The organism is Streptomyces sp. NPDC048523 (genome assembly GCF_043199815.1).
GTDB lineage: Bacteria > Actinomycetota > Actinomycetes > Streptomycetales > Streptomycetaceae > Streptomyces.
Map to the genome: position 1 here is coordinate 1,176,977 of NZ_JBICWQ010000001.1, position 11,012 is coordinate 1,187,988.

General features: G+C 71.4%; 6 protein-coding genes and 4 pseudogenes. 3 read left to right on the plus strand and 7 right to left on the minus strand.

Annotated elements, in window-relative coordinates:
• Positions 1–17: 17 nt before the first annotated feature.
• Positions 18–2,687 (minus strand): AAA family ATPase, encoded by a 2,670-nt coding sequence (locus ACGFWE_RS05405; protein ID WP_352380833.1) that lies wholly within the window; start codon positions 2,685–2,687, stop codon positions 18–20.
• Positions 2,688–3,273: 586 nt separating this feature from the next.
• Between ACGFWE_RS05405 and ACGFWE_RS05410 the strand changes: the two genes are divergently transcribed.
• The gene (locus ACGFWE_RS05410; protein ID WP_352380837.1) at positions 3,274–4,293 is read left to right on the plus strand and encodes a DUF2510 domain-containing protein; all 1,020 of its coding nucleotides are present in this window, start codon (positions 3,274–3,276) and stop codon (positions 4,291–4,293) included.
• A 149-nt stretch (positions 4,294–4,442) separates the two neighbouring features.
• Here ACGFWE_RS05410 and ACGFWE_RS05415 read toward each other — a convergent pair whose 3' ends face one another.
• Positions 4,443–5,057 carry a TetR/AcrR family transcriptional regulator C-terminal ligand-binding domain-containing protein gene (locus ACGFWE_RS05415; RefSeq protein ID WP_393598009.1) on the minus strand — a complete coding sequence of 205 codons (615 nt, stop codon included), beginning with the start codon at positions 5,055–5,057 and terminating at the stop codon, positions 4,443–4,445.
• 233 nt (positions 5,058–5,290) lie between these two features.
• Between ACGFWE_RS05415 and ACGFWE_RS05420 the strand changes: the two genes are divergently transcribed.
• Positions 5,291–6,094 (plus strand): phosphatase PAP2 family protein, encoded by an 804-nt coding sequence (locus ACGFWE_RS05420; RefSeq protein WP_393598011.1) that lies wholly within the window; start codon positions 5,291–5,293, stop codon positions 6,092–6,094.
• Entirely contained in the window at positions 6,091–7,038 is a 948-nt protein-coding gene (locus ACGFWE_RS05425; protein WP_393598013.1) for a hypothetical protein, read from the plus strand. Before ACGFWE_RS05420 ends, ACGFWE_RS05425 begins: the two co-directional genes overlap by 4 nt.
• Before the next feature lie 6 nt (positions 7,039–7,044).
• Here ACGFWE_RS05425 and ACGFWE_RS05430 read toward each other — a convergent pair whose 3' ends face one another.
• The 5 genes and pseudogenes from ACGFWE_RS05430 to ACGFWE_RS05450 all read right to left on the minus strand — a co-directional run.
• Complete coding sequence (locus ACGFWE_RS05430) at positions 7,045–7,917, minus strand: phospholipid scramblase-related protein (protein ID WP_352380845.1); 873 nt, start codon at positions 7,915–7,917, stop codon at positions 7,045–7,047.
• 63 nt (positions 7,918–7,980) lie between these two features.
• Positions 7,981–8,997: pseudogene (locus ACGFWE_RS05435) on the minus strand (phospholipase domain-containing protein); the annotation flags it as partial.
• 526 nt (positions 8,998–9,523) lie between these two features.
• A pseudogene (locus tag ACGFWE_RS05440) lies at positions 9,524–9,757 on the minus strand (GNAT family N-acetyltransferase); the annotation flags it as partial.
• Between the two features lies 1 nt (position 9,758).
• A pseudogene (locus ACGFWE_RS05445) lies at positions 9,759–10,205 on the minus strand (IS5 family transposase); the annotation flags it as partial.
• Positions 10,206–10,377: 172 nt separating this feature from the next.
• Positions 10,378–11,007, minus strand: a pseudogene (locus tag ACGFWE_RS05450) (IS5 family transposase); the annotation flags it as partial.
• Between the last annotated feature and the right edge of the window lie 5 nt (positions 11,008–11,012).

Genomic DNA, 11,012 nt, shown 5'->3' on the forward strand with positions numbered 1-11,012 from the left:
GGAGGCGAAAACGCCGGTCACCGCAGTCCCCGACCGGTCTCCAGCACCTCCCTGGCCTGCGTCACCAGCCCGTCCGCCCCGCACGAACGGGCCAGCGCCAGGCCACGGTTGAGCTCCGCCACGGACCGTGCCGCGATCCCGTACTCCACCCGCGCCGCCGCATGCTCGTACTGGCAGGGCGACGCCTCCAGGTAGGCGACCGCCTGCGCGGCGAGCCGTACCGCCCGCTGCCCGGTCTCCAGCGCGGCAGCGCACCTGAGCGCCTCACCGATCGCGGTGTCCGTGCCGAGCCGCTCGGCGTGCCGGCGCACCTCCGTGGCCAACTGGGCGGCCCGCACCGGGTCCTCGACGGCGAGAGCGCGCGCGAGATCGACGGCCCACGGCACCAGCACCGGATTGTGGTGTCCCCGGACCGCCGCCGCCTTCTCCGCGGCCTCCAGCTCGTTGATCCCGTCCTTGGTCCTGCCGACGGCCAGCAGCAGCCGCCCCCGCACGGACCGCGGATCGGGCAGCACGATCGTGGACGGATACGGCGGCGCGAACCCGTACTGCTCGGCGATCGCCCACGCCTCCTCGACATGCCCGCGCGCGAGCAGTGTGTCGACGAGGTTGCAGGTCGCCGACCAGTACAGGGGCAGTCCTCGCCCCACCCGCTCGGCGAGCCGCAGTGACTCGCGCAGGGAGGTCTCCGCCTCCCTGAGCCGCCCGCGCCGCCGGTGGCCCAGGCCGACGTAGGCATGGGCGAGCGCGAGGTGGCCGCCGCTCCAGCCGGCCGACTCGTAGGTGCGCAGGGCGTCGGTGTACAGGGCCTCGGCGCGGTCCAGCCGGTCCGTGAAGGCGTAGGCGCTGGCCAGCATCAGCGGCAGTTCGAGGCCCCACTCGGTGTCGGTCCAGCCGAGTCCGGGCGCGAGGCGGCCGTTGACCAGGGCGCGGTCGCACACTTCGGCGATCTCCTCGGCGCTCTCGCCGTGGGCCATCGCGTCGAACCCGCGCAGGATGAGCAGGGCCCGCTCGGAGTTGTCCCGGCCGGTGCAGGTGGCGGCCAGCGCGGCGAGACGCTCGGAGCGCGCCGGGGAGGTGGCCTCGCCCGGGTAGAGCCCTTCCCAGGTGTACTGCACGGCCTGGAGGCGCAGTCGGGCGGGGCCTTCGTCGTGCCGGGCGGCCTCCGCCTCGACCGTGCGGACCGCCTCCTCCAGCTGGTTGTTGTGCATGAGTGCCTGGGACAGGCGGACGACGGCGTCCACCCGCGCGGAGCCCTCCAGGCCCGGCATGGCGAGCGCGGTCTGGAGATGGCCGATGGTCTTGGCGGGGGCGGTCAGGAGGGTGGCGCAGCCGAGTTCGAAGAGCACGCGCGCGTGGACCTCGGGCGGCGGGGGCTCCACCAGGGCGCGCTCCAGGCAGCGGCGGGCGGCGTCGGGGGCGCCGACGAGGAGGTGTTCGCGGGCGGCCTCGCGCAGCTGCTCGACGAGTTCCTCGTCGTCGTCCGGGTGGACCTGGAGCAGGTGCCGGGAGGCGGCCGCGGCGCCGAGCCCGGAGTCGGTGACCAGCTGGGCGGCGATGCCGTGCATGGCCTTGCGCAGGGCGTCGGGGATGGACTCGTAGACGGCGGTGGCGATCAGCGGGTGCACGAACTCCAGCTCGTCGTCCTCCGTGCCGGAACCGGTCAGGATGCGGGCGTTGCGCAGGAGTTCGGCGCAGAGCGCGGCCTGGTCCGGCTTGAGGGTGGCGAGCCTGGCCACCAGGCCGACGGAGATGTCGGTGCCGAGGATCGCGGCCGCCCAGGCGAACCGGGTGGCGTCGATGCCGAGTTCCTCCAGGCGGCTGACGAGTCCGCCGCCGCGGGCCGAGCGGTTCAGTTCGCGCAGTTCGTTCGCCGAGCCCTCGCTGGGCTCGATGTCGCTGTCCCGGACCTTGGCGAGGAGCTCGACGGTCTCGTACGGGTTGCCGCCGGTGACGGCCCACACCTCGCGGCAGAACGGGGCGTCGGCGTGTTCGCCCAGGGTGGCGCGGGTGAGCCCCGCGGTGGCCTCCGGGGTGAGGGCGCTCAGGCTGGTGACGGGGCGGCCCGCGGCGCCGGCCACGGTCTCCAGGAGGCGGGCGCGTTCGCCGTCGGCCTCCCCGGGGCGACGGGCCACCACGACCAGGACGGACAGGTCGTCCAGGCGCTCGGCGAAGGCGGCGAGCCAGCGCAAAGTCTCCTGGTCGGCCCAGTGGGCGTCGTCGACCATCAGCACGAGCGGCCAGTCCCGGCGGGCCAGCCGGCGCACCGCGGCGACCAGTCCGTCGCACACGCCCTGCGGGTCGGCCTGCCGCTCTCCCGGGTCCGCGATGCCGAGGGCGGGGCCTGCGATGTCGTACCAGTCGCCGAGGTACTCGCGGGCCTCCTCCGGCATCAGTGACAGGAGGGCGGGCTGCAGCAGTTGTCGTACGACGTTGAAGGGGACGGACCTGAGGGTCTCGCCGCCGCGGGCCGACCAGACCGTGCAGCCGCGGGCCTCGGCGATGCGGCGGGTCTCGGCGAGCAGGGCGGTCTTGCCGAAGCCCGCCTCACCGCGGATCACCAGCACGCTGCCCGAGGACGCGCGGTCCGCGCACAGGGAGTCAATCACCCTTTCGACGGCGGCGAGTTCCTCGTCACGCTCCCACAGCGAGGCCGGGGCGGCCGCAATGGGCCGTACCTCCGTCATCCCGCTACCTCCCCAAGTCGCCCGAACGACGTGCAGATCTCGAGCGTAGCCGTCCGGGTGCGGAAGCGGAGGGCGGTCGGGGTACCTGTTGCCTTGACGGGTGACCTGCGGTACGGGCAGGCGACGCGCCCTGCCCGCGACCTGCCGCCGACACACCTGACCGACAGTCAGCCGTGGGCGCCACCGCGCGTTCCGGCAGCGAACTGTGCTTCGTCCGAGCCGAGTTGATCACCTCGCTCGCAGCGTCGGGCGCGGGACACCGAGGCCCGGGGTCGTGCTCGCGCCGAAGGCCGCGCGCAAACCGCGCGCACCGAGGCGGACACCTTGGTCGAATTCAAGCCGGCCGAACTGCGGGAGGCCACCCACCACCGTCGGCCTCCACGACCAGGACGTCGCCGACGAGAGCCGCCGCCTCGTCCTGCGCGACCGCCTCGACCTCGACATCCCGCAGCCCATCGGCAAGCACCCCGCCCCGGCGAGCACACGCGCCCGCGCACGCGCCGCCCCGGGCGTTCCCGTGCCGGTCGTCCGGAATCGGCCGGGGCCCTCTCATCCCTCTTTCACCGAGTGCTCATACGGTGGGGGCATGACGCAGGAGACTCCCCCCGGGTGGTACCCCGATCCCGGGCAGACAAGTGACGGTCCCGCCGCCGAGCGCTGGTGGGACGGCAAGGCGTGGACGGAGCGGACCCGGCCCGCCGGCTCGGCCGCCGCATGGGGTCCCCCGGAACAGGTCGCGAGCCCCGGGGACGCCGGGCAGTACCCGGCCTTTCCGCCGTATCCCGCGCAGCCGCCGGCCCGGTCGCGGCGCGGCCGCATGGGCATAGCCGTGGCGGTGGCGGTCGTGGTCCTGGCGAGCATAGGCGTGGGTGTCTACGCACTGGCCGACAGCGGCAACGGCAACGGTGACTCCGCCACCTCGCAGGGGCCGGGAGGCCAGGGCGGCCCGGGCGGCACCGGGGGCCAGGGCGGGCCCTTCGGCGGCAACGGAGGGTCCGGCGGCTCGGGCGGCTCCGGTGGCAGCGGGGGTTCCGGGGGCGCGTCGCCCTCCCCGCAGGAGTCCGAGGCACCGAAGATCGAGAGCGGTTCGGTGACCGACTCGATCGACGGGATCAGCCTGCCCATACCGGACGACTGGTACGGCCAGGAGATCCAGGTCGGCGCGTCCGTGACCTCGAACGACTCCTATGCCTGCCCCGGCGACACCTCCGAGAAGTGCACGAAGGGCGGTGCCTACTCGGCGCCCGCGCAGGCACTGCGCACCAAGGGCAGCACGGCCGAGGCGGTCGCCAAGGCCGACATCGAGGCCAACGCCGAGCAGTCCTACGGCGGCAAGACCTACGGTTCGATCACCTCGCACGACGTCCTCGCCTCCAAGGCGGTGACCGTGGCCGGGCAGAAGGGCTATCTGGTCCGCTGGAAGGCGGTCACCAGCAAGGGCTCCGACGGCTATGTCGAGTCGCTGGCCTTCCCGTCCCCCGCGAACCCGCAGCAGATCGTCGTGGTGCGCTTCGGTGTCGACGTCGAGGAGGGCCAGAGCGTGATCGACGACATCACCAAGGGGATCAAGGTGTCGACGGGCGGCGGCAGCGGCCAGGACGTCTGACGCCGGCCCCGCACACCCGGTCGGCCGGGAGGGGCGCCTCTTTGCTCGAGAGGAACCCCACCCGGCCGGGGGGTGCGCGCCGCCCCCGTCCCCACGGTGCGGCGCGAGCAGGCCACCGTCCGGTCATCCCGTGGACGGCGGCCCGGGTCTCAGGCCAGGCCGAGCGTCGGCAGTACGGCGGCCTCGACGAAGCGGACCAGGTAGTCCTGGTCGGCGTACTGCCCGTCGACGACGGGCCGGGCGCGGATGACACCGAACATCTGGCACGGGATGTATTCCAGCGCCGGGTGTCCGTCGGCGATCTCACCCCGGTCGACCCCACGCTGGAGAATGTGCCTCAGCGCGGCGATCTCCGGTTCGACCAGCGCCTCACGCAATGCCTGCGCGAGCTCCGCGTCCTGGGTGACGGCGTGGCCGAGCGCCTGGTGCAGCTTGGTGTCGTGCATCGACCACCGGGCCGCGGCCCGGGCGGCCTCGCGCAGGTCGTCGGCGAGCGAACCGGTGTCGATCCCGTCGAACTTCGACCTGCGGCGGGAGCGCAGGGCGGCCACCACGAACTGGGGCTTGGTCTTCCACTGCCGGTAGAGGGTGGACTTGCTGCAACGGGTGCTGGCGGCCACGCCCTCCATGGTCACGGCTTCGTATCCGCATTCGCGGACCTGTTCGAGCACGGCGTCGAAGAACTCCTGCTCACGCTCGGGCGTGATCTTGGAGCGGCGCGAGGCGGCGACCGTCTCCGGTCCGTCCGCGGCCTGCGACGTCATCAGCTCTCCCCTTCACTCACTCCGCCGGCCGGGCCTGCTGCACGGCCGTCGCGTTTCATTCCCGGATTCCAGTGTGTCGTATGTCAATCGAAACGCCAGTGTACCGGTACCCGACCGTATCGGTACACTGGCGTATCGGTACGATGTCGTACCGATGAGTTTTGGAATCGGAACGGGTCACCACCCTGTTCGGATTCACCACCTGCACCACCGCCAGCGAAAGGGCCGGGGGAATGAATGCCCGCACCGAGCCTTCAGAAGCGGAACCGGACGCCACAGCGCGGCCGCCGCTCGTCCGTGAACTCCTGCTCGTCGTAGGACTCTTCCTCGTCTACAAGTTCGGCCGGCAACTGGTCACGGGCCACACCCCCGAGGCCTTCCGCAACGCCGGCCGGGTGTGGGACTGGGAGCGGGCCCTGCACCTGCCCTCGGAGGGCTCGGTGCAGTCGCTGCTGCTGCACGGCGACACCCTCGCGCACCTGGCGAACACCTACTACGCGACCGTGCACTTCCCGGCCACGGTCGCCTTCCTGGTCTGGCTGTACCTGAAGCGCCCCGCCCACTACGTCTGGGCCCGTCGCGTCCTGGCCGCCCTCACCGGCGCCGCCCTGGTACTGCACCTCGTCTTCCCGCTGGCCCCGCCCCGGATGCTCGCGGCGGCCGGCCTGGTCGACACCGCGAAGGTCTACGGCCCCTCGGTGTACGGGCCGCCGCAGACCGACACCCTCTCCAACCAGTTCGCCGCGATGCCCTCGCTGCACTTCGGGTGGGCGCTGATGGTGGCGATCGGCCTGATCGTGGCGACCCGCTCACGCCTGCGTTGGCTATGGCTGCTGCATCCGCTGGTGACCCTGCTGGTGATCGTCGGGACGGCCAACCACTACTGGATGGACGCGATCGTGGCCACGGCCCTGCTCGGCATCGCCCTGGCGGTCATCCAGGTGCCGCAGCGCACGGCCACGACCGCGGGCCGGACGCAGGAGAAGCTCACCCCGGCCGAACCCGAGAAGAACGTCCTGGTCGGAGCGGCCCGATGAACGCCACCCTGCTCGCCCTGGCCCTCTCCCTGCTCTCCTCCGTCGCCTACGCGGCCGCCGCCGTCGCCCAGGAGCGCCTCGCCTCCCGCGACCCCGGCTCCGGTGTGCTGCGGATGCTGAGCTCGGGCGCCTGGTGGGGATCGGTCGCGCTCAACGCGGCGGCCGCGCTGCTGCACGTCGTCGCCCTCAAGTACGGCCCCCTGACCGTGGTCCAGCCGCTCGGCGCCCTCACCCTGGTCGCCGCGGTGCCGCTGGGCGCGCGGATCGCGGGGCGCCGGGTCAGCACGACCGAGTGGCGGGGCACCGCGTACACCCTGGCCGGTCTCGCCGCGATCCTGGTGGTGGCGTCGGGATCCGCGCCCGGGAGGGTACTGAGCACCTCCGAGGCGGTGGCGGTGGCCGCCGTGACGGCGGCGCTGATCGGTCTCCTGGCCCGTCCGGGCGCCCGGCCCGGCATACGGCACGCCTCGGCGTCCGGGGTCGCCTCGGGCGTGGCCTCCGCGCTCACCCAGACCGTGACGGTGGCCGCGACGGACCGCTCCGAGTCGCTCCTCAGCGTCCAGGTGATCGGCGTGACCCTGCTCGTGGCGGCCTTCGCCGCGGGCGGACTCCTGCTCTCCCAGACCGCCTACCGTGACGGACTGGGCGCCCCGCTGGCGGTGGTGACCCTGGCCAACCCGCTGGCCGCCGCGGTGATCGGCCTCTCCCTGCTGGGCGAGGGCCTGCGGGGCGGCGCGGCGGGCATGCTGCTCGCGCTGGCCGGAGCGGGCCTGGCGGCCTGGGGTGTGGTGCTGCTGACCCGCAAGCCCCCGGTGCCGGCGGACGACGACCACCCGGTGGCGGCGGTCCTGGCCCTGGAGCCTTCGACTGCGTCCGTGGAACCGTCCCTGCGGGACATGACTGTGCCCCGGCAGCCGGAGCCGGGACACCTCACACCGCTCTAGACAGGCTCAGCCGAACCCGCGCGCGTCCTGCTTCAGCGCCGTGTCCACGGTCAACGCGGTGGCGACGACCAGGCTCAACAGCGGCTCGGGCAGCTGGTAGTGGATCTGCAGCACGTAGTTGTCCGCGGTCGTGAACATCGTCTTGGCGAGCCCCTCCCACGTCTTCGTGATCCGGGCCACCTCGTTCTCCGTGTGGTCGACGATCGCGAAGTTCCAGGCCCGCCAGTTCTCCGCCTTGATCGCGCCGACCTGCTGCCCGTTCACCATCAGCGCGAAGTTGATCTTCCCGATCATGTTCTGCTGGACGATCTCACCGACCGGCGAACCGTCCGGACGCTCCACGATCACCCGCGACTTGAAGATCTTCCCCGGCCGGGTCAGCAGCATGAGCGGCTGCCCGTGGGCGTCGCGGATCTCCAGCTTGATCTTCATGAACTGATCGATGCTGTAGAAGAACCGCACGATCTTCCGGAAGGCGCTCTGCCCGACCTGGGTGACGGAGCCGAGCTGGTTGCCGTTCTGATCCATGACCTTGTACTCGTTGGTCAGCTCGATCAGCTTGGCCTTCTGGTTGACCACGAGCACCGGCTCGGTGAACAGCGTGCCGCCGCCCGCCCCGCCCCCGCTGACCCCGGCCTGCTGCTGCACCTGACGCTGGACGCGCTGGTCGGGACCGGCCGACTGCTGAGGCATCTGCGGTGCCTGCTGGACCGGCGGGGCGGGCGGGGCCTGCACGGCCTGAGCGGTGCCCTGCCCCGCTCCCTGCTGGTCCTGGTGGGTGTGCTGGGTCCACTGCGCGCCGTCCCAGTACCGGAGCGTCTGGGCCGCTCCGTGCGGATCGGGGTACCAGCCTGCAGGTGTGTTCGAATGCGTGGTCACCGGGGCACACTACCCCGGGACCACTGCGATCCGGCCGGGTGAACGACAGCTCCGGCCGCGGCTTTACCTGGTGATGACGGCCGGATCGCTCACTCCTGTACGCCCGTTCTCGACATGTCCGGCGAATCGCCTCAGGAACGCCGGGTCGGTGTCGGAGGTGACGGTGAGGTCGTACCAGCGACGGCTCCTGGCGAGACGGAAGGTGTGGCGGGCGGTGGCGCCGGCCCGCACGGTGAAGGTCCTCGCGGGGGCGCCGTAGCCGCTCACCACCTTCAGACGGACCGTGCCGGAGCCCTTGTTGGTGAAGGTCAGCTCGACGTCGTCCCCGGTGTGACGGGCGGTGACCTCGGGACCGGCGTTCTTGTTCGGCCCCTTGAAGACGCGCAGGAAACCGGCCGGGCCGTGCACGGTCAGGTCGTACGATCCCTTGGAGTACGCGGAGTTCCAGGTGTCCGAGACGGCTTTTCCGGCCTCGGTGGTGTAACTCCAGGGTCCGTCGGTGCGGTTGCCGGAGGTCACCAGGAAGGCGGCACCGGCCTTGGCGCCGGAGGCGAAGGTGAGCGTGAACCTGCCGTTCTTCGCGTCCACCGAACCGTCCACGCGCGGGGCGTACTTGAGGGGGCGGGCGGGGCGCAGGCCGCGCTCCTGCTTCGGCAGGGCGCCGACGGCGGGCGGAACGGGCACGTAGTCCGGGTGGCGCTCGCGGTCCGGCGGCTCGTAGCCGTCGGTGTCCGGGAGGGCGACCGGCCTGGTGTCCTTGCGGGAGAAGTCGAAGGCGGCGGTCAGGTCGCCGCAGACGGTGCGCCGCCAGGGCGAGATGTTGGGCTCGTGGACGCCGAAGCGGGTCTCCAGGAAGCGGATGATCGAGGTGTGGTCGAGCGTCTCGGAGCAGACGTAACCGCCCTTGCTCCAGGGTGAGACGACGAGCATGGGCACGCGCTGGCCGAGGCCGTAGGGGCCGGCCGGGTGACTGGTGTCGCCCTTGAACAGGTCGAGGGCGGGGTCGACGGTGGACTTGCCCTGCGCCGCGGAACCCGCAGGGAAGGCGGGGACCACGTGGTCGAAGAAGCCGTCGTTGTCAGACACGCGGTTTCACCACCAGCAGCGTAACCCGGGAACCGGGTCTGACCTGCACGGATACTGCACCCGACTACACCCGACTACACCCCACTTCACGCACGTATGCGACCACGGTGCGACCAGCGCTGTGCGCACTGCCGCGCCGGTCGGGGGTGACGTCGTCGTGACGGAGAAACACGAATGCTGCGGCCCCCTGCCGGACGGTGTGACGTCACCTCGTGCAACCTCGGTCGTAGCACCCGACACACGTGAGCATGGCGTCGTGCGGTTAGCGCTGACCTGCCGTGGTCGGCGTCATGGTCTGGCGATGCAGGCCGTGGTCGGCCCTGTGGTCGGGTCGCGCCGCTCGGTTCGCGGACGCAGCGGCTGGATGGAAGGCACGGGGATCGTGATGCGGACGCTGCCGAAGCCGATGCTCGCCGCCCCCGTGCCCGACCCGATGCTGCTGCCGGGATGGGCGGGAGAGTTGAACTGGGACGGGTGGCGGGCCCTGCTCGTGGTTCAGGCCGGACGGGTAGTGCTGCGCTCACGGCGGGGCACAGACCTGGGAGCGTGGGTCAGTACTTGCCATCGTGGCGGTCCAGGCGATCTCGAAGTATCTGACGCGTTCGTCCTGTCCGGTCGGCCGCATGCCGGCTGCCATCATGACGTGCTGGGACGGGATGTTGTCGTGGTCGCCGTCGCCTTTCACGCAGGTGACGCCGCGTGCCCGCGCGAACAGCAGCAGTCCGCGGAGGGCTTCGGAGGCGTATCCCTTGCCTCCGCAGCGGGATGCCGTGCGCCTCGGTCAGCACGTGATGCTTCGAGCCCGGACGTGCGCGGTCAACCGGGCTCGGACCGACTTTTGGGCTGCTTCGCCCCCGCTTGGCTTGCACATGGGAGGCATCGATGGTGACGCGGGAGAAGTCCAGGCAGGCAGCCGCCCGCAACCCATCCAGCAGCACCCGCTGCAGTTCCTCCCACACCCCGGCCTCCTGCCACTCGGCCAGCCGCCGCCAGCACGTGGGACCCGAATCGAACCCCAACTCCTGCGGCAGGAACTCCCACTGGACACCGGTGTACAGGACGAACAGCACGCCCTGCAGCGTCTTGCGGTCATCGATCCGCTTGCGGCCCGGATACCTGTAACGACGCTCATGCCGCGGCAACAACGGCTCGATCACCGCCCACAACTCGTCGCTGACCTCCCACGGCTTCCGCCGCGCCATGGTCACACCCCGCAAACGACGGGATCACATACATCTCCACCGTGCCACAAAAGGATCATTCTGCAAGCACCCCTTAGAGGTCGCGCGGATAGGCGTGTGCTCATGGGCAGCGGTACGGGTTCGTCCAGGACCGTGCCGAGGTGGTGGCGGAGGATCATGCGCAGAGTGCCTTCTCGCCCTTGTGCGCGATGCGGCCGTGCAGGCCACGTTCGTCGAGCAGGGCGCGGGTCTTGTCCGAGTCGTAGCCGGCGTCCAGGTGGATGGTGATGTCGTCGGGCAGTGGTCGCAGGTCGTCCAGGCGGTCCAGGGTCGAGGCAAGCAGCGGGGACTCGTGACGGTTGGCTCCAGCCAACACGCGGCCCAGTGGGACCCCGTAACCATCCGTCATGCCCGAGCGTTTCAGGCCCCGTTTGCCGCGATCGACCGGTGAACGCCCCGCGACCTCGGCGCCGCCGGGGGCTTTGGTGATCGAGCCGTCGATGGCGATCTGCTCCAGGACAAGGCCGACGATCCGGTCGTAGGAGGCCAGCGCGATCTGCTTGAGTTAGGCGAAGACGCCGAGGGCGATCCACTCGCCGCGGCGGTTGCAGATCGTGGTGGCCGAGCAGGTCGTGTCGGCGATCGCCTGATAGGAACAGCCGAAGCGCAGGAGCTGCAGCAGCTTGTCGAAGACGATGCGGTCGCTGATGCGTGGGCGGTGGCAGCCCAGCGGATGGGTCGGCACGTAGGCCGATCGCGCAGGCAGCAGGGCGGCGAATTGGCCCCAGAGTGGTTCGGTCAGCCATGATGGCAGTACAGGCACAGGTC

What these genes read in the sequence shown, in the direction of transcription:
- ACGFWE_RS05405 (WP_352380833.1), bottom strand. Translation starts at nt 2,687, where the DNA reads ATGACGGAGGTACGGCCCATTGCGGCCGCCCCGGCCTCGCTGTGGGAG.
- ACGFWE_RS05410 (WP_352380837.1), top strand. Translation starts at nt 3,274, where the DNA reads ATGACGCAGGAGACTCCCCCCGGGTGGTACCCCGATCCCGGGCAGACA.
- ACGFWE_RS05415 (WP_393598009.1), bottom strand. Translation starts at nt 5,057, where the DNA reads ATGACGTCGCAGGCCGCGGACGGACCGGAGACGGTCGCCGCCTCGCGC.
- ACGFWE_RS05420 (WP_393598011.1), top strand. Translation starts at nt 5,291, where the DNA reads ATGAATGCCCGCACCGAGCCTTCAGAAGCGGAACCGGACGCCACAGCG.
- ACGFWE_RS05425 (WP_393598013.1), top strand. Translation starts at nt 6,091, where the DNA reads ATGAACGCCACCCTGCTCGCCCTGGCCCTCTCCCTGCTCTCCTCCGTC.